Here is an 18,796-nt window from a genome sequence, read left to right as displayed (position 1 = left end):
AGAAACACACCACGGAGCGTAGCGGCCATGAGCAATGGGCAAAGCGAGAAAACCCCCGGCCTCTCGGCAGATGAAGAGCAGGAGGTCAGCCACAGCCAACCACCGCGGGCGGCACTGCTGCACGAGATCATTCGCTACCAGGGCGACCAGGAACTGGAACGTACACTTGGCGCGTTGTGGTGGTCGGCACTTGCCGCCGGCCTGTCCATGGGGCTGTCGTTCATGGCCATGGGGCTGTTTTACGCCCGCCTGCCAGAAGGCGCTGGTGCCCACGTGATCGCCAGCGTCGGCTATAGCGCGGGCTTTCTTGCCGTGATCCTGGCCCGGCAGCAACTGTTCACCGAAAATACGCTTACCGCCGTGCTGCCCGTCATGACCTCCCCTACGCTGGCCAACTTCGGGCGACTGTTACGTCTCTGGGGCGTGGTGCTACTTGGCAACCTGGCAGGTACCCTGCTGGTCGCCTGGGTGATGCTGGAACTGCCGATCTTCGACAGCAAGACCGATGTGGCTTTCCTGGAGGTCGGCCGCAAGGTAATGAAGAACGACATCAGCCAGATGTTCGCCAAGGGCATCGTCTCAGGCTGGATGATTGCCACCATGGTATGGATGATCCCCTCCATGGAGCACGCCAAGATCTGGATCGTTCTGATGATCACCTACCTGATGGCCCTCGGCGATTTCACTCATATAGTGGTGGGATCAGTCGAAGTGTCCTACCTGGTGTGGGCGGGCGAAGAAACCTGGAGCCGCTTCTGGCTGGAATTTGCACTGCCGACGCTGGCGGGCAACATCATAGGCGGCAGTTTCATCTTCGCCCTGATCAGCCATGCACAGGTGCGTAGTGACAGTGGCGAACCACCCTCGCGGCTTCTAAACGATGACGAGGCCCTACCCCCGCGCAGTTCGGACGAGCGCAAGTGATACTCAGCGCACCGCTACGGTTCGCTCCTGCCCCTGGCAGCGGGACTAACAGGCCGGGCTGCCCCCGCTCTGCACGCGATCCGGTGAGTCCAGCCTGGCTGACCAACATCAGGAGGAACCATCAGGCGCCCCCAAGCAACAGGAAAGCCTTGATGCCCCCTCGGTGATCGAATCAACCGTGAATTGGCTTGCAAGGTCATTTCTCGCCGATGAAGCACTGTTCGACAATATTCATGGGAATTATGCGATGAACGGTACATCAGCGGAAGAATATGAGCATTATGGACAACCGCAACGGCAAAGGGCTTTCATTCGTCAAGCGCATCTACCTGCCGCGTGTCGTCGGCCTGGGAATCGGCCTGTTCACTGTCATGGCGGCCATTGCGCCGCTGTCGCCACCCGCCTGGATGTGGCTGCTGGTACTGTTCAACGGTTTGTTGTGGCCGCACATGGCCTACCTGTGGGCTGCCCGCTCGACAGCGCCCTACCAGGCAGAGCAGCGTAACCTCCTGCTGGACTCGCTGATGGGCGGGTTCTGGGCCGCCGCCATGCACTTCAATCCGCTGCCCAGCGTGACCGTACTGTCGATGATGACGATGAACAACGTCGCCGCCGGCGGAAAGCGCATGGTCTTTCGTGGAGGGCTGGCGCAACTGGCTGGCATGCTCGCCGCTCTCCTGCTGCTTGGCCCTGGCTTGCAATTGACCGCCACGCCCCTGCAGGTCTATGCGTGCCTGCCAATGCTGACGCTGTACCCGCTGACCTTGGGCTGGGTGTGCTACCAGCTTGCGATAAAGCTGGGCGACCACAAGCGCCGACTGAGCGCCCTGAGCCTCACCGACAGCCTGACCGGGCTGTTCAACCACGGCGCCTGGAAGGACCTGCTGCTGCTGAAGTTCCAGGTTTGCAAGCAGCAACAGGGGCACGCGGTGATTGCCCTGATCGACATCGATCACTTCAAGACCATCAACGACACCTTCGGTCATGTGGTCGGTGACTGCGTACTGCGCCAGCTCAGCGCTGAGCTGCGGCGAAGCCTGCGCGAGGGCGACCAGGCCGGACGATACGGCGGCGACGAGTTCTGTGTGATCCTGCCCGAAACCAGCCAAGCTCAGGCCTGCCAAGCCATGGAGCGCCTGCGCGAACGGGTTTCCAGCTACCGCAACCCGCAGCTACCGCACCTGCGCATCAGCCTGAGTATCGGCCTGTCGCCCTTCGAAGCCAACCTCGAGTCCCCCGAGCATTGGCTCGAACAGGCGGACAAGGCGCTGTATATCGCCAAGCACGCTGGCCGCGATCAGGTCAATTTTGCCCCCGGTCAAGCTGCCGCGCTCAGGCTGGCCTATCCTGATTGAACCTCCTTCCTGACTGCCTGGCGGGAGGTTGCCTGAAGGAGCCGCTCGCGCATGGCCAGGACCGCCAAGCTTCCACCCGCTAGCCCCACACCACGCTTTCAGGTGCGCCACCTTATTACCGGTTTCAGCGCAGTGTTCGGCCTGGCCTGCCTGGTCATTCTCGGCGCTCTGTTCAATATCGCTACCACGCTCGACCAGCAGGAACGCCAGCGTAGCGCCTTCCATGCGAACCAGGCGCTGGAACAACGGCTGCTCGCCTCGCGCCAGTTTCTGTCCAGCTATGCCGTATGGGATGCAGCCTTCGAGCACCTGGCGGGCCAAGCCGACTGGCAATGGGCCTACGAGGAAAAGAACGTAGGCGAGTCGTTGTACAGCGCCAGCGGCTACGAAGGGGTGTTCGTAGTGGAAAACAGCCGTACCACCTATGCCTTGTTCAAAGGCCAGCCCAGCCAGGCAGGTGCCAACACCTATATAGATACCCCCCTACAGCCGATCATCGAACAGGCCCGCGCGGCGGCAACTTCACGCGAGCAGGTCACCCGTTTCGTATTGTTCAATGGCTGGCCGGCGGCACTCAGTGCAGCTGCTGTGCGCCCGGACCGGGAGGTAACCGACAGCGAGGTGAGCCAAGCGCCGGTGATGCTGTTCATTGATCAGCTCACCGAAAGCAAACTGGCGCAGTTGGGCAACGGCGCTGGCCTGACCGGCATGCACGTGGAAAAGGAGGATATGCAGGATCACAGCCACCTGCGTATAGAGCTGGGCGACACCGGTTACCATCTGACCTGGAACAGCCCGCTGCCGGGGCGTCAACTGTTGTGGGCAGTATTGCCGACACTATTGGGCGCACTGCTGATACTTGGGCTGGTGATGCTGTACCTGTTTCGCCATGCCTTGCGCAGTTCCCGAGCGATCGGCCTCACGCTCGTGCACCTGCAACAGAGTAACCAGGCCCTGGAGGCCAGCGAACAGCGTTTCCGCGCGGTGGCCGAGTCGGCGTCCGACTGGATCTGGGAGACCGACCGGCAACAACGCCTGACTTACCTGTCGCAGCGCTTCGCCAACGTCACCGGCTACCCGGTAGACGGCTGGCTGGGTCACCCGCTCAACCAATTGCTGGCCTGCGATACCACGCCGCTGTCACCTTGGCTGGACACCCTGGTTACCGCAGACCCGCAACAATTGGCCAACCTGCGCTGCACTTACCGCGACCAGAATGGCCAGAACCGCTACTGCCGGATATCCGCCCGTGCTATCTGGCGCAATGGCAAGGCCATCGGTTTTCGGGGTACCGCCAGCGATATCACCGACGAAGTCGATGCCCACGCGCGCATCCAGCACCTTTCGCTGCACGACCCACTGACCGGGCTGGCCAACCGCAACAAACTCGCCAGGCACCTGGAGCAGGCCTTGCTGCGCGGCAGTGATTCGCCGCCGCTGACCTTGTTGCTGCTGGACCTGGACAACTTCAAGCCGATCAACGACTCGCTCGGTCATGCCGCCGGAGATGCCGTGCTGCAAGAAGTGGCAACGCGCCTGCGTGACACCACCCGCGATGGCGACCTGGTCGCGCGTCTGGGCGGCGACGAGTTTATCCTGGTACTCAACGGCATGGACAACAGCAGCGAGATCGACCGCTTCTGTGCGCGCCTGATCAGCCTGCTGCAGCAACCCATCGTCTTCGACAGCCAGCCTCTGCACATTGGTGCCAGCATTGGCATTGCCCAGACGCGTAATCAGGGCTTCGATGCAGGCGAGCTGATCCGCTGCGCCGACATCGCCCTTTACCAGGCCAAGGCCGATGGAAAGAGCACATGGCGTTACTTCGTTGCCGAAATGAACCAGCAGATCCAGTACCGTCGCCAGTTGGAGAACGACCTGCGCCGGGCCCTGCGCAATCAGGAGTTCGAGTTGCATTACCAGCCGCGCTATCGCCTCGAGGACCTGCGTATCGTCGCAGTCGAGGCCTTGGTGCGCTGGCAGCACCCACAGGAAGGGTTGCTGGGGCCGGACACCTTCATCCCGTTGGCCGAGCAGAGCGACATCATTGTTGCGCTGGGCCGCTGGGTGCTGCGCGAAGCTTGCCGCACTGCCCATGACTGGCCGGCCGATGTGCTGGTTTCGGTCAACCTGTCGCCTGCGCAGTTCTTGCGCAGCGATGTGGTAGCCGACGTACGCGAAACCTTGCTCGACACGGCCTTCCCCGCCCAACGGCTGGAACTGGAAATTACCGAGAACGTAATGCTCAATGACATCGAAGGGGCGCTAGGCACCATGCTGTCGCTCAAGGAGCTCGGCGTGCGCCTGAACATGGATGATTTCGGCACTGGCTATTCTTCGCTGGGCTACCTGCGTACCTACCCGTTCGACAGTATCAAGATCGACAAGCGCTTCATCAGCGGCCTGAACAACAACGGCGGCAGCGACCGCGCAGTGGTCCAGGCCATCATCAACCTGGGCGAGGCGATGGGGCTGACAGTGACAGCCGAAGGCGTGGAAAGCGAACATCAACTCAAGGCGCTGGAAAAGGACCGCTGCCATGAAGTGCAAGGCTATTACCTGAGCAGGCCACTGGACAGCGCAGGGTTGGCGGCGTTGTTGCACCAAACATCCCAAAGCACAGCACAGCCCTAGCAGAAGCAGCCTTGTGCTACTGCGACACAGACCGGGTGTGCTGCTGCAGGCTGCGCTGCGCCACGATCTCGGGCAGATCACACCGGCGCAGGTAGGCGCGCAGCGGTTCACCAATGTTCAAGCGTTCATCCACATGCTGATCCAGCAACAGCGAAAGCCGTTCGCGGCACAGCGCCATGCGCTGTCCTCCTTCAGGCCGCCAGACAAACTCGCTGCAGGGGGTGATACTGGCGTCGGCCACGTCCATGCCGAACGCGTCCTCGGAGAAACGCACGATATGAACACCGCGCTTGCCGTGAAAACCGACAAAGCCCTTTAGCTGATCGGCGGCGTTGCAGATATCCTGGGAAGTGATGGCCATGACGTAACCTCGCAATGAAATCGGAAGATACGCACGCCTGGCGGGAGAAGGGTTGCCTCTGTCGGGCAACTCACAGCGGCAGCCTAACGCAACTGGCGGGCCGTTCGCCAAGTTTTTCGTGTTTGCCCAACGTCGTCGGCGAACTCAAGCGGTACTGCCTTCTCCACACGACCAGGCTGTACCGCTTCAAAAATTTCATTTCTGTCTATTGAGGCAGCACCATCACTGCGGGTCGCGGTCCTCGTGCACCTGCACACTCGCCGTCATCCCCGCACTCAAGGTCAGCCCTTCCGGTACCTGGTCCAGGCGAATCCTCACCGGTATGCGCTGGGCCAGCCGCACCCAGTTGAAAGTCGGCTCTACCTCCGGCAGCAACTGGCTGTCCGGATTGCTGTTGCGGTCGGTGATGCCGCGGCTGATGCTTTCCACGTGCCCCTGCATCGGTTCACCCGCACCCATCAGCCACACTTTCACGGTGTCCCCTACGCGAATACGCGGCAGCTTGGTTTCCTCGAAATAGGCCTGGATGTAGAACGTCGAATCATCCACCAGCGCCATCACCGATTCCCCGGTGTTCACATAGTTGCCTTCGGCCAGACGCAGATTGGTGATATGCCCGCTGCGCGGGGCCCGCACTTCACTGCGCGCCAGGTTGATCTTGGCCACCTGCAACTGCGCCTCGGCTTCATGCAACTCGCCACGGGCGATGGCAGCATTGATCTGGGCGTTTTCACGCAACTCGGCACTGATCGCCTCTGGCCCCAGGGCAGTACGCCGGGCTGCTTCACGCTCGCGCAAGCGCAGTTGCTGGGCGCGGGTCTCGGTCACCGCGCTAGCCTGATCGAACGCGGCCTGGAAGCGCTCGCGGTCAATACTCATCAACAGGTCGCCAGCCTTGACCTGCTGGTTGTCATGGACCTTCAGCTCGCGTACCCAGCCAGACACATCAGGCGCTATCACCACCACATCGGCGCGCACACGGGCATCGCGCGTCCATGGGGTGAGCATGTAGTACTGCCACAGCTGGTAGCCGGCCAACACGGCCAGGGCCACCACACACAGGGTCACCAGAGTACGTACGGCCGCACGCATCGAAACACTCCTTTATAAAGTTCCCAGCAGGCGTACCACCAGGAACAACACACAAACGAACAGCGCCGCGTCGAACAGCGCCTCATGCCAGATCCAGCGCCCCAACGGCGTGGCATGCACCACCAGGCGCAGCAGGCCGGTAAGCAGCAGCGCCAACAAGACATAAAGCAGAAACGGGCTGAGCAGCACACCGCCCACTTCCCACTCACGCAAACCCATGGGTGTCCTCCTGCCAGCGGCACCATTTGCCCCAGCTCTTCTGCAATTGCAGCACCGCCCCCTCGGCCAGCCGCAGCGGGTCGCTGGCTGGCAGCCGACGCAACGCTGCAATGAACTGCTCACTGGCAGCATCCAGCCGCTGCCCACGCCCGGCAGCCGGCCCTTTGGCCAACACTGCCTCCACTTGTTGAAGGTACTCGCGCTCGGCCGGCCCCAAAGGGGCCTGGGCGACCGCCAGGCACATGCGCAGGTGCACCAGTTCGTCGCCGATATCCAGCCCGTGTAGGCCGTCATCCCAGCGTTTGCGTTCACCTTCCGGTAATTCACTGGCATGCCGCGCCAGTTGCATCAGCCGGTCAGCCATGCGCCCGCCAAACCAGCTGTCAGCCCCGCGCAGATCGCGCCGAGTCAAGCGCACCAGGTCGTTCTGCGTTGCAGCACGCAAGCGCCGGCCCAGCCAGGCCGGGTGGCGGAACACCAGTAAGCGGAAGGCCATGACCGCTGCCGACACCCCCACCAGCATGGCCAGTGCACTGTTCAGCATGGTCGCCACGCCGAACTGCATGGCGTTGAGCGGCGACACCAGCACAATGAAGTGCAGACAATAGGAAGTGGCCGTAGCCCCGGTACGCGGATGGGCCATACCCAGTGCACCTAGAAACAGCGGCACGCCCATGCCCAGGCAGAGCATGGCGAAACTGCTCCATTGCGGCAGTATGATCTGCCCGACCAGAAACGCCGCCGGTACCGCCAGGAATATCCCGCGCAGGAAGCTCAGGCCGATCTGTGCGCCGTTCTCGCGACTGGCGAACAGGCTGCAGACCACGCAGGTCAATATCAATCCACCCGGGGCAGAAGGCCAGGCCGTGGCCAGCCAGAAGCCACTCATTACCAAAAAGGCCAGCGCGCTGCGCGAGCCGAACAGCAAGGCCAGCGACCAGTCACGGTGCGCGGCCAGCCCCTGGGACACGTCCTTGGGCGCCCTGCCCACCTCCACATCCTCAAGTGCTTGGGTGGCGGCCATGGCATAGTCCAGCAGCAGGGCCATGCGCGCCAGGCAGAAGTGTTCCGCCGAACTGATCTGCTCATCGTGTGCGGCATTCCAGATACGCTGACGCAACAACAACAGGCTGGGCTGGTCGGGTTGATCCAGCAGCGCACGCACTTCCTGCAACCAGGGCGTCAGGTGCTCGACCTCACGCTCATCCAGTTGCCGCCACTGGCGGCGCACCGAACGGGAAATCCGCAGCAGCACCATCAGTTTCTGGCTAAGGCCACGAATGGCACGGGCACGTTGGCGCCCGCGATTGCCCTCGAACCAGGCATGTTCACGTTGGCTGTCGATGGCGACGATGCGTCCCAGGCTTTCCAGCAGGCCTTTGCGCGCCTCGTCCTCTCCGCCCAGCATGGCTCTGGCGGCCTGCAGGCCGTTCTGCCAGGCCTGCCGCGCCTGCCCGCCCAGTTGCTGCTCGACCCGCATGGGCCAGAGCAAGGCGCTGCTGGCTGTTGCGCAGAAAATACCCAGGCAGATCTCGGTACAGCGAGCCACGGCCTGGTCGAATACCTGCAGTGGATGGTCGATTGCCGGCAGTGCGATGATCGCTGCGGTGTAGCCGGCCAGCACGAAAGCATAGGCCCAGGCGCTGCGCAACTGGGTGGACGCGGCGGTACACAGGGCCAGCCACAGCGCCAAGGTAAGCAAAAACAGCCAGGGGGTCTGGGCGAACAGGCCGATGAACAGCACCGACATGACTGTGCCGACCAACGTGCCGGCCAACCGCGCCAAGCCTTTCTGCACCACCATGCCCGATAGCGGCTGGGCGACGATGAAAGCAGTCATCAATGCCCAGGAGGGTTGCTCCAGCCCCCAGCGCATTGCCAGCCACAACGCCAGGCCGCCACCGAGCAGGGTCTTGATGGCAAACTTGAGGGCGAGGCTGCTGGGAGCGAACAGGGCCTGAAAGGTGATGGGCACGAGGCGGACCTTGCGGGGAATGGTCTTACTGAAAAGATAGACAATGGTGGGAAGAATAAAGCGGAAACGATTAATTAGCTAGCTAACCATGTTTATTCGATTGCAGATTCGCCGCCGCTGCAAAAGGGGCCGACTCGGGCAATATAAAAAATGCAGGCAAAAAAATGGGCGACCGAAGTCGCCCTAAATGCCTTGCGTGCTCGTGTACCCGGAAGGTCAGCGCGGCTTGCGCTTGTTCGAGTCCTTCCAGATGAAAATGCCCAGACCGGCAAAGAAGGCAACCATCAACCCGACCGTTACCACACCGGCGATAACCACATTGTCGAAGAACATGCTGGCCTCCCCATTCGTTTGCCGTTGTCCGATGGGTGCAAGTTAACCAATGTGGAGGCGCGAAAAATTGATCAGAGTCAATGGCGCCCGGGGCCGGGCACACGAGGGGGGCGCAGGGTTGACCTGCGTCAAGTTTCAACGCTTCTTCGGCTTGCCCTTGGGCTTCTTTTTCTTGGTGGTACTCAATGGCAGGGCCTGCTCGAAAGCATTGCGCATTTCGTTCAGCCGCTTTTCCTTGAGGTCGTGGACGCGCTTGGCGCGTTCGGCCTCGAAATCGATGAGGTTGTCTTGGCTCATGGGGGGCTCGACGATCAACAGAGAATTGCATGATGAAGCCAGGCGCAGGCGCTGACCAGCCCCCTTATCAGACTTCGATGTCCACCAGCAGCCCTTGGCGTACATGCTCGCCCATCAATGGCGCTACCGGCACCGTGTTGTCGGCATTGACCTCGTCACCCGGGACGGCATCGTAGCGCTCGTGCTCGCCCTTTTGCCGGCGTTGCTGCTGGCGGCGCTGTTCATCGCGCAGCAACAATACCTGCTCTTGCGGGTCGCGCTGGCGCTTGAGGTCAATGGCACTTTCGCCGGATGCAGGCTGCGCCGGCACCACCGGTTTGATGTCAGGGGTTGGTTTGACCGGGTCCTGTTGCGAGGTGACCGGGGCGGCACTGAGCGGAATGATCGGCGGCAGCATGGACGTTCTCCTATGCCCCCTGTATCGGCAGGCGCAGCTTTACCTTGATGTCATGGGCAACATTTACTCGGCTTCGTCACCAGGGTCGTCGTCTGGCGGGCTGGCCTCGCTCCAGGGTCGCTTGTACACCTGCTGCCAAACTGCATCCATATGATCGCGCAATACCTGCGGCGCGGCTTTCAGCGAAGCGCTGTCCTCGCGCTCACCACCGACCGGTTCCTCCCCCGCCGGGGTGATCAGCGACTGGCCGGTAATGGTGTAAATGGCCTGCCCTTCACGCATCTCGAGGGCGATATCATGCGGGTCGATACCGCCGCCGCAGAACGCATGGCTGGCCACCGTTACCTCGGCCACGCCATTCTTGTTCAGGTCGCTGACATCACTGACGTCATTATAGAAGTCCACGTCCAGGTCCAGCCCCGGGCAGGTGGTTTCCTGCTCGATCTGCCAGCGCGCCTTGAAGGTGTCGTTCTCGGCCGTGCGCCCGTACAAGGTGGCCTTGAGCACCACCCTGTCCACTTCCTGTTCGCTTTCAAGGTCGCTGGCCTGGCCATCGCTGCGGCTCAGAACCAGCAGCCCTTCTCCATCAACGTCACGAAAGTGCACACTCTTTATCGGCGTCTGCACGCCCAGCACCTCAAGCTGCTCCATCGGGATGGGGGGCAATGTCTCAAAGTTTTTCTGCTCACAGGCGCTCAGCAGCACCAGGCTGCCTACGGCTATCGAAGCGCTGATCCAGCGGTGCTTGGCAGACATGTTGATCCGGAGCCCTCGTCGGCGACCCTGTGCAGAGCGATGAAACGACTAGACTGTGCCTTTCAATACTTTTCGGTGCTATCGGCACTTTGGTCTGATCGGCCGATCCGTTAACATAATCGGCTTTTTCACCGCGGGAGTTCAGGCAGTATGGCGCAGCAGTATCAACCGGGGCAACGCTGGATCAGCGACAGCGAAGCAGAGCTCGGCCTGGGTACCATCCTGGCGCAGGATGGCCGCCTGTTGACCGTGCTCTACCCGGCCACTGGCGACACCCGCCAGTATTCCCTGCGCAACGCGCCGCTGACCCGCGTGCGCTTCTCGCCAGGTGACCAGATCACCCACTTCGAGGGCTGGAAGCTGACAGTGCGCGAGGTCGAGGACATCGACGGGCTGATGGTCTACCACGGCCTGGACGGGCAGAACCAGCCCCGCACCTTGCCCGAAACCCAGTTGTCGAATTTCATTCAGTTCCGCTTGGCCAGCGACCGCCTGTTCGCCGGGCAAATAGACCCACTGTCGTGGTTCAGCCTGCGCTACAACACCCTGCAGCACACCAGCAAGCAGATGCAGTCGGCACTGTGGGGTTTGGGCGGCTGCCGCGCACAGCCCATCGCCCACCAACTGCACATCGCCCGCGAAGTCGCCGACCGCAGCGCCCCGCGCGTTCTGCTGGCCGACGAAGTGGGCCTGGGCAAAACCATCGAAGCCGGCCTGGTCATTCACCGCCAGTTGCTGTCGGGTCGCGCCAGCCGCGTACTGATCCTGGTGCCGGAAAACCTCCAGCACCAGTGGCTGGTGGAAATGCGCCGGCGCTTCAATCTGCAAGTGGCGCTGTTCGACGCCGAGCGCTTCATCGAAAGCGACGCCAGCAACCCGTTCGAGGACGCCCAACTGGCGTTGGTTGCTCTGGAGTGGCTGGTCGACGACGAAAAGGCCCAGGACGCGCTGTTTGCCGCTGGCTGGGACCTGCTGGTAGTCGACGAAGCCCACCACCTGGTCTGGCACGAAGACCAGGTCAGCGCCGAATACGGCCTGGTCGAGCAACTGGCCCAAGTGATCCCGGGCGTACTGCTGCTCACCGCCACCCCCGAGCAGCTTGGCCAGGACAGCCACTTCGCCCGCCTGCGCCTGCTCGATCCCAACCGCTTTCACGACCTGGCCGCTTTCCGCGCCGAGAGCGAGCACTACCGCCCGGTAGCCGAGGCGGTGCAGGAACTGCTCGACGAGGGCCGCCTGTCGCCCAAGGCCCACGCCACCATCCAGGGCTTCCTGGGTGCCGAAGGCGAAGCCCTGCTGGCTGCGGTCAGCGACGGCGACACCCAGGCCAGCGCGCGGTTGATTCGCGAGTTGCTGGATCGCCACGGCACCGGCCGCGTACTGTTCCGTAATACCCGTGCGGCGATTCAGGGTTTCCCCGAGCGCCAGTTGCACCCCTACCCGCTGGCCACGCCCGAGCAGTACCGCGACCTGCCAGCCGGCGAGCACGCCGAGCTGTACCCGGAAGTCGCCTTCCAGGCCCAGGGTGAAGTGGCGGATGACGAGCGCTGGTGGCGTTTCGACCCGCGTGTCGACTGGTTGATCGACACCCTGAAGATGCTCAAACGCACCAAAGTGTTGGTGATCTGCGCCCACGCCGAAACCGCCATGGACCTGGAGGATGCCCTGCGCGTGCGCTCCGGCATCCCGGCCTCGGTGTTCCATGAAGGCATGAGCATCCTTGAGCGCGACCGCGCCGCTGCCTACTTTGCCGATGAAGAGTTCGGCGCCCAGGTACTGATCTGCTCGGAAATCGGCAGCGAAGGCCGCAACTTCCAGTTCGCCCATCACTTGGTGATGTTCGACCTGCCAGCGCACCCCGATCTGCTCGAGCAGCGCATCGGCCGCCTTGACCGGATCGGCCAAAAGCACACTATCCAGTTGCACATCCCGTACCTGCAGGACAGCCCGCAAGAGCGCCTGTTCCAGTGGTACCACGAAGGCCTCAACGCCTTCCTCAATACCTGCCCCACCGGCAATGCCCTGCAGCACCAGTTTGGCCCACGCCTGCTGCCGCTGCTCGAAGGCGGCGATCACAAGGCCTGGGATACCCTGGTGGCCGACGCCCGCGGCGAGCGCGAGCGACTGGAAGCCGAACTGCACACTGGCCGTGACCGTCTGCTGGAGCTCAACTCCGGCGGTGCCGGCGAAGGTCAGGCGCTGGTCGAGGCCATTCTCGAACAGGACGACCAGTTTGCCCTGCCGATCTACATGGAAACCCTGTTCGACGCCTTCGGCATCGACAGCGAAGACCATTCGGAGAACGCACTGATCCTCAAGCCGAGCGAGAAGATGCTGGATGCCAGCTTCCCGCTGGGCGACGAGGAAGGTGTGACCATCACCTACGACCGTGGCCAGGCGCTGTCGCGCGAGGACATGCAGTTCCTTACCTGGGAGCACCCGATGGTGCAGGGCGGCATGGATCTGGTGCTGTCAGGCTCGATGGGCAACACCGCCGTGGCGTTGATCAAGAACAAAGCGCTCAAACCAGGCACTGTACTGCTCGAACTGCTGTTCGTCAGCGAGGTGGTGGCACCCCGCAGCCTGCAACTGGGCCGCTACCTGCCGCCGGCGGCACTGCGCTGCCTGCTCGATGCCAACGGCAACGACCTGGCGTCACGCGTGGCCTTCGAAACCCTGAACGACCAGCTCGAGAGCGTACCGCGCGCCAGCGCCAACAAGTTCGTCCAGGCCCAGCGCGATGTGCTGGCCAAGCGTATCAGTGGCGGCGAAGAGAAGATTCTGCCAACCCACATTGAGCGCGTGGCCGAAGCCCAGCGCCGCCTGGCAGCCGAGGCTGACGAGGAGTTGGCGCGCCTGGTAGCGTTGCAAGCGGTCAACCCGAGCGTACGTGACAGCGAAATCGACGCCCTGCGCAAGCAGCGCGAAGATGGCCTGGCGATGCTGGATAAAGCCGCCCTGCGCCTGGAAGCCATTCGCGTGCTGGTGGCTGGCTAACGCAGGCCCCTTGTGGGAGCGGGCACGCCCGCGAACACCGGCGAAGCCGGTGGCATCCATCGCAGTGGATGCTTCGCGGGCTCGCCCGCTCCCACAGGAAGGCATCAAGGCCCCAAATTTATTCCTCACTGCGATTGAAGTTATAACCAAATCGTAGAAATCATTGTGCCATTAGTCAGGAAGGCTTAAATAGTCCTTCCTATACTGCCTCTGGGCAGTCTGCACGGGTTGTAGCGCAGACGAGTGAAGACTCGACCAAGAGGCATTCCATGGAATGGCTGGGGCTACAACTGTTCGCCGATCTTCCCGCAACCGGGCGTATCGTCATAGACTGCCGTCATGAACCGCTCCTGGTTCTGCTCGCCTATTTCGTTGCTTGCGCGGCCTGTTTCGCCACCCTCGGCATGGCCGAACGCCAGTCCCACAGCGACGACCCCACCGCCCACCGGCAATGGAACATGCTTGGAGCCTGCTGCCTGGCAGGCGGCATATGGGCCATGCACTTCATCAGCATGCTGGCCTTTCGAGCTCCGGTAGAAGTGCACTACGACCCATCCCTGACCATTCTTTCGCTACTCATCGCACTGGGCGTGGCCTGGCTGGCCATGCACAGCCTGGAACGAAGCAAGATGCGTGCGCCCCACTTTGTGCCAAGCGCAGCGCTGATCGGGCTGGGCATCATCCTCATGCATTTTGTCGGCATGGCTGCGATGGAAACGGGGGCCCGCCAGTACTACCAGACCGGCTTGCTACTTGCCTCTGCCGCCATTGCCCTGCTTACCGCCCTGACCGCGCTGTACCTGGCCAGCTACTTGCGCAATGGCAGCGGCACCCTTTACCAGACCATGAAATACGGCGCCAGCCTGGTGATGGCCGGCGGCATCGTCGCCACTCATTTCACCGCGATGTCGGCCATGACCCTGGTTATCCCTGCCGATACCGCACTGCGCCTGCCGTCTGGCGACAACAGCCTGCAGCTGGGACTGGGCATTGGCTTCATCACCCTGCTGATCAGTGGCGCCAGCATCAGCGCCGCACTGGCCGACAAAAAGTTGCAAAGCAAGGAGCACGACCTGCGCCGGGTCAGCGTACTGCTCAGCCAACTGGACCAGGCCCGCGCTTCGCTGCAGCAGGCGGCGAACTACGATGCCCTGACCAACCTGCTCAACCGCCGTGGGTTCAACCAGGTATTCGCCGATTGCCTGGTCGAACATCAGGCCAGCGCAAACCGCCTGGCCGTGATGTTCCTCGATATCGACCATTTCAAGCGCATCAACGACAGCCTCGGCCACGACGCCGGTGACGAACTGCTCAAGGTGATCGCCAACCACATCAAGGCTGCTACCCGCAGCCACGACCTGGTTGCACGCTTTGGTGGCGACGAGTTCTGTGTGGTCACCAGCCTGAACAGCCGCGACGAAGCCCGACACCTGGCCCAGCGCATCATGCAACGGATGAAAGAACCCATCGACCTTGGCGGGCGGCACATGGTCATGACCACCAGCATTGGTATAAGCATCTTCCCGGACGATGGCGGCACAGCCGAAGAGCTGCTCAAGCATGCCGACCTGGCCCTCTACCAATCCAAGGACAACGGCCGCAACAGCCTGAATTTCTTCAATGACAGCCTGAAGGCCCGCGCGTCGATCGCCTTGCAACTGGAAGAAGAGCTGCGCCTGGCCCTGCTCGAAGAACGCGGGCTGTGTGTGCACTACCAGCCGATCTTCGACCTGCGTAGTGGGCAAGTGGCCAAACTGGAAGCGCTGGTACGCTGGCAGCATCCTCAACACGGCCTGCTAGGGCCCGACCGCTTTGTCGGCATTGCCGAAGCCAACGGCCTGATCATCGACCTGGACCTGTGGGTGCTGCGCCACGCCTGTGTCGACCTGGCACTCTTGCAGCGCCACGGCCATGGCAAGGTCAAGGTCACGGTCAATTGCTCGGCAGTCACCCTCAGCCACGATGAACTGCCCAACGAAGTTGAAAAGGCGCTGTTCCACGCCGGCCTTGCGCCGCACCACTTGGAGCTGGAAGTGACCGAGAACGCCCTGGTGGGCGATATCCAGCGCACGGTCAGCCTGCTCAAACGCGTCCGGGCCTTGGGGGTGGCACTTTCGATCGACGATTTTGGTACCGGCTACTCGTCACTGGCCTACCTCAAGCGCCTGCCGCTGGATGTGCTGAAGATCGACCGCACCTTCCTGCAGGATGTACCGGGCAGCCAGAAAGACCGCGAAATTGTCCAGGCAATCATCGCCATGGCGCATACCCTGCACCTGCAGGTAGTCAGCGAGGGCGTGGAAACCGCCGAACAGCAGGCTTTCCTGGAAAGCCATGGCTGCGACTACCTGCAGGGCTACCTGTTGGGGCGCCCCGTTCCGCTGACCGAGTTGCGGCCACTGCTAGAGCGGTTGCAGCACCAGAGCGGCCGGATTACACCTTGTTGCGATACAGCTCTACCAGGGTCGCCGGATCTTTTTGCAGGTAACCCTGGCTACCGTGCAGCCGCATCAGTTGCGCGGCAAGGCCACTGAGTGGCGTTGCCGAGCCTTGCTCGCGGGAAAACTTGACTGCGCCATCAAGGTCCTTGAGCAGCGTGCGTACGTGCCACTTGATTGGCTCGAAGCGGCTCTCTGCCATTTGCGGCGCAAGAATCTGCAATGGCTTGGAATCGGCAAAACCACCGGCCAGCGCTTCAGCGATCAGCGTCGCGTCCACGCCCGACTGTTCGGCCAGTGCCACCACTTCTGCAATTACCAGGGCATTGCACGCTACGATCATCTGGTTGCAAGCCTTGGTCACCTGGCCAGCGCCTACTGCCCCCATATGTGTCACGCGCTGACCAAGCACCTGCAGTACCGGGCGTGCACGCTGCAAGTCGGCCGCTTCACCGCCAACCATGATCGCCAGCGTGCCCGCCTCGGCACCGGGGGTACCGCCAGATACCGGCGCATCCAGCCAGGCCATGCCGCACAGTGCTGCCAGTTCGGCAGCCATTTCACGGGTGGCGGTGGGTTCCAGGCTGGAGAAATCGATCAGCAACTGGCCACTGCGCCCGCCTTGGGCAATGCCTTGCTCGCCGAACACCACTTCACGCACCACCGCCGTGTCGGCCAGGCAGAGTAGAACCATGTCGCTGTCACGGCACAATTCGGCCGGGCTGCCGGCCAGGCGCGCGCCAGCAGCGACCAGGGCGGCGCACTTGTCCGGGCTGCGGTTCCAAACCGTGAGCGGATAACCCGCTGCCAGCAGGCGGCGGCACATGGGCAGGCCCATCAGGCCGATGCCGGCGAATCCAAGCGAAGGTAGTGCAGTGCTCATTGATAAACTCCTGACTGATTCGAACATTTCCCAGGCTGGCTAGGATCCCGTTGGCGCCTGACAGAACGGCGGCCACATTACGCATCCCGTAAACTGTTACCGCCACGCCGAATTGTTACTTCCCTCTACCCGCCTTGATTACTTTCAAGCACCAAAACGGAGCTGATGCGTACTTTTGCGCACCAAAAAAGATCACGCCTCTTCCTGGCACTTCACCTGAATCACGATGAACGGTGAAACCACCACCGCCCAGATCTCTGGGTCGCGGCTTTGCAGGTCCAATGCCTGCTCGGCCGACACCGGCCCAACAGTGCCATCACTACGCCACTTGGCGAAGATCTCGCTGCGATTCTCGGCCATCGCCTCGGCAACGGCGATCAGGTCAAGGCTGGGGTCGACCCAAATCAGGTCACCCTTGGCCCAAAAACGCTCCAACGCTTTCCACTCGATGATTGCCGTCTCGCCAAGCAATTTGGCATAGAGGGTGCTTGTTTGATCAGTCATGGGTGGTATCCGCAAAAAATCGGTCAATAAAAAGGCCGGCATTTTTGCAGAAAAACCCGGTTTCAAATATGTAATTTGGTCGATTGGCCCCGAAGTTGTGGGACGGGGCCGCAGATGCAGGCAGTTTGATGGCGCCTTTCTGTATCTTTCTGTCGATCAAGCGACAACGCAGGAAAGACGCACTTTTCGACCGCTTTTCAAGCGCTCGAACAGCGCTCTACACTGTACCGGTACAGTTCCGGGACATGTTCCGGGGGAAGGTGGGCTAGCGCGTTGGCATGGCCACGCCGCAAATCCCGCCCGGTCTGTAGCCCTGGCCGCCAGGACTATAAGAATTACAACAGAATGAGTGGAGCACTATGATCAAGATTTCCAAGCTGTTCGCCGCAATGGTTCTGGCCGGGGTAGCCAGCCATTCGTTTGCCGCCGATACCATCAAGATCGGGATTGCAGGTCCCAAGACCGGCCCTGTCACCCAGTATGGCGACATGCAGTTCATCGGCGCCAAGCAAGCCATCAAGGATATCAACGCCGCGGGCGGCGTAGATGGCAAGATGCTCGAAGCCAAGGAATACGACGACGCCTGCGACCCTAAACAGGCCGTGGCAGTCGCCAACAAAGTGGTCAACGACGGCGTCAAGTTCGTGGTCGGCCACCTGTGCTCCAGCTCCACCCAGCCAGCGTCCGACATCTACGAGGACGAAGGCGTGATCATGATCACCCCCGCCGCCACCAGCCCGGAAATCACCGCCCGTGGCTACCAGCTGATCTTCCGCACTATCGGTCTGGATAGCGCCCAGGGCCCGGCTGCCGGCAACTACATCGCCGACCACGTCAAACCGAAGGTCGTTGCCGTTCTGCACGACAAGCAGCAGTACGGTGAAGGCATCGCCACCGCAGTCAAGCAAACCCTTGAGAAGAAAGGCACCAAAGTGGCCGTCTTCGAAGGCCTGAATGCCGGTGACAAGGACTTCTCCTCGATCATCCAGAAGCTCAAGCAGAACAATGTCGACTTCGTCTACTACGGCGGCTACCACCCAGAGCTGGGTCTGATCCTGCGCCAGGCTCAAGAGAAAGGCCTGAAAGCCAAGTTCATGGGTCCGGAAGGTGTGGGTAACGACTCCATTTCGCAGATCGCCCAGGGCGCTTCCGAAGGCCTGCTGGTCACCCTGCCGAAGTCGTTCGACGCTGACCCGGAGAACAAGAAGATCGTCGACGCCATCAAGGCTGACGGCAAGGACCCAAGTGGCCCGTTCGTATTCCCCGCCTACTCGGCTGTCGAGCTGATCGCTCAAGGCATCAAGAAAGCCGGTTCCGAAGATACCGACAAGGTGGCCAAAGCCATCCACGAAGGCACCTTCAAGACCCCGACCGGTGACCTGTCGTTCGACGATAAAGGCGACCTGAAAGACTTCAAGTTCGTGGTCTACGAATGGCACTTCGGCAAGCCGAAGACCGAAGTCTCCCCTCAGTAACTGCGTGACTAATAGCTGACCTACGAGCCCACTGTGCGAGCAGTGGGCTTCGTTTTATGAGGTTCATGGGCCCCTCCCCGCGATCCGGGGGCGGGCTCACCTGAAAATCTTAAAACCGTCACCCGCGGTTTCCTGGCCGTACCCCTGCCAGTGAAA

The 18,796-nt window shown here is 61.8% G+C and carries 16 protein-coding genes; 6 read left to right on the top strand and 10 right to left on the bottom strand.

Annotated elements, in window-relative coordinates:
- Positions 1–27 precede the first annotated feature (27 nt).
- From AC3B5Q_RS05595 to AC3B5Q_RS05585, 3 genes are all read left to right on the top strand, one after another.
- The gene (locus tag AC3B5Q_RS05595) at positions 28–924 is read left to right on the top strand and encodes a formate/nitrite transporter family protein (RefSeq protein ID WP_488392880.1); all 897 of its coding nucleotides are present in this window, start codon (positions 28–30) and stop codon (positions 922–924) included.
- Between the two features lie 281 nt (positions 925–1,205).
- Complete coding sequence (locus AC3B5Q_RS05590; protein WP_488393119.1) at positions 1,206–2,279, top strand: diguanylate cyclase; 1,074 nt, start codon at positions 1,206–1,208, stop codon at positions 2,277–2,279.
- A gap of 51 nt (positions 2,280–2,330) precedes the next feature.
- The gene (locus AC3B5Q_RS05585; RefSeq protein ID WP_021785855.1) at positions 2,331–4,913 is read left to right on the top strand and encodes a bifunctional diguanylate cyclase/phosphodiesterase; all 2,583 of its coding nucleotides are present in this window, start codon (positions 2,331–2,333) and stop codon (positions 4,911–4,913) included.
- A 16-nt stretch (positions 4,914–4,929) separates the two neighbouring features.
- On the opposite strand, the gene AC3B5Q_RS05580 is transcribed toward AC3B5Q_RS05585, so the two are convergent.
- From AC3B5Q_RS05580 to AC3B5Q_RS05545, 8 genes are all read right to left on the bottom strand, one after another.
- The gene (locus tag AC3B5Q_RS05580) at positions 4,930–5,274 is read right to left on the bottom strand and encodes a DUF2025 family protein (protein WP_021785854.1); all 345 of its coding nucleotides are present in this window, start codon (positions 5,272–5,274) and stop codon (positions 4,930–4,932) included.
- 222 nt (positions 5,275–5,496) lie between these two features.
- Positions 5,497–6,366 (bottom strand): efflux RND transporter periplasmic adaptor subunit, encoded by an 870-nt coding sequence (locus tag AC3B5Q_RS05575; protein ID WP_021785853.1) that lies wholly within the window; start codon positions 6,364–6,366, stop codon positions 5,497–5,499.
- Positions 6,367–6,378: 12 nt separating this feature from the next.
- Positions 6,379–6,585 carry a DUF1656 domain-containing protein gene (locus tag AC3B5Q_RS05570; RefSeq protein WP_012051433.1) on the bottom strand — a complete coding sequence of 69 codons (207 nt, stop codon included), beginning with the start codon at positions 6,583–6,585 and terminating at the stop codon, positions 6,379–6,381.
- On the bottom strand, positions 6,572–8,560 hold the full coding sequence (locus AC3B5Q_RS05565) for an FUSC family protein (protein WP_021785852.1): 1,989 nt from the start codon (positions 8,558–8,560) through the stop codon (positions 6,572–6,574). The genes AC3B5Q_RS05570 and AC3B5Q_RS05565 overlap by 14 nt, the downstream gene beginning before the upstream one ends.
- Before the next feature lie 216 nt (positions 8,561–8,776).
- Positions 8,777–8,893 (bottom strand): cytochrome c oxidase subunit CcoM, encoded by a 117-nt coding sequence (ccoM, locus tag AC3B5Q_RS05560; protein WP_003254862.1) that lies wholly within the window; start codon positions 8,891–8,893, stop codon positions 8,777–8,779.
- Between the two features lie 135 nt (positions 8,894–9,028).
- On the bottom strand, positions 9,029–9,190 hold the full coding sequence (locus AC3B5Q_RS05555; protein WP_021785851.1) for a hypothetical protein: 162 nt from the start codon (positions 9,188–9,190) through the stop codon (positions 9,029–9,031).
- Positions 9,191–9,257: 67 nt separating this feature from the next.
- Positions 9,258–9,587, bottom strand: a complete 330-nt coding sequence (locus AC3B5Q_RS05550) for a hypothetical protein (RefSeq protein WP_021785850.1) — start codon at positions 9,585–9,587, stop codon at positions 9,258–9,260.
- A 63-nt stretch (positions 9,588–9,650) separates the two neighbouring features.
- Positions 9,651–10,343, bottom strand: coding sequence for a M949_RS01915 family surface polysaccharide biosynthesis protein (locus tag AC3B5Q_RS05545; RefSeq protein WP_084850152.1), 693 nt, complete (start codon positions 10,341–10,343; stop codon positions 9,651–9,653).
- Between the two features lie 150 nt (positions 10,344–10,493).
- On the opposite strand from AC3B5Q_RS05545, the gene rapA reads away from it, so the two are divergent.
- Together rapA and AC3B5Q_RS05535 are read left to right on the top strand one after the other, a co-directional pair.
- A complete protein-coding gene (gene rapA, locus AC3B5Q_RS05540) occupies positions 10,494–13,340 on the top strand; it encodes an RNA polymerase-associated protein RapA (RefSeq protein ID WP_021785848.1) in 2,847 nt (948 codons plus the stop codon).
- 269 nt (positions 13,341–13,609) lie between these two features.
- Positions 13,610–15,874, top strand: coding sequence for a putative bifunctional diguanylate cyclase/phosphodiesterase (locus tag AC3B5Q_RS05535; protein WP_021785847.1), 2,265 nt, complete (start codon positions 13,610–13,612; stop codon positions 15,872–15,874).
- Here the strand turns inward: AC3B5Q_RS05535 and AC3B5Q_RS05530 are convergent.
- Positions 15,774–16,661 (bottom strand): NAD(P)-dependent oxidoreductase, encoded by an 888-nt coding sequence (locus AC3B5Q_RS05530; RefSeq protein ID WP_021785846.1) that lies wholly within the window; start codon positions 16,659–16,661, stop codon positions 15,774–15,776. The genes AC3B5Q_RS05535 and AC3B5Q_RS05530 overlap by 101 nt on opposite strands.
- Before the next feature lie 192 nt (positions 16,662–16,853).
- A complete protein-coding gene (locus tag AC3B5Q_RS05525) occupies positions 16,854–17,165 on the bottom strand; it encodes a DUF2288 domain-containing protein (RefSeq protein WP_021785845.1) in 312 nt (103 codons plus the stop codon).
- A 359-nt stretch (positions 17,166–17,524) separates the two neighbouring features.
- On the opposite strand from AC3B5Q_RS05525, the gene AC3B5Q_RS05520 reads away from it, so the two are divergent.
- Entirely contained in the window at positions 17,525–18,640 is a 1,116-nt protein-coding gene (locus tag AC3B5Q_RS05520; RefSeq protein ID WP_021785844.1) for a branched-chain amino acid ABC transporter substrate-binding protein, read from the top strand.
- Positions 18,641–18,796: the final 156 nt, after the last annotated feature.

This window comes from Pseudomonas sp. D5(2026), from assembly GCF_057766845.1.
This window is presented reverse-complemented; position numbering and strand designations above follow the sequence as displayed.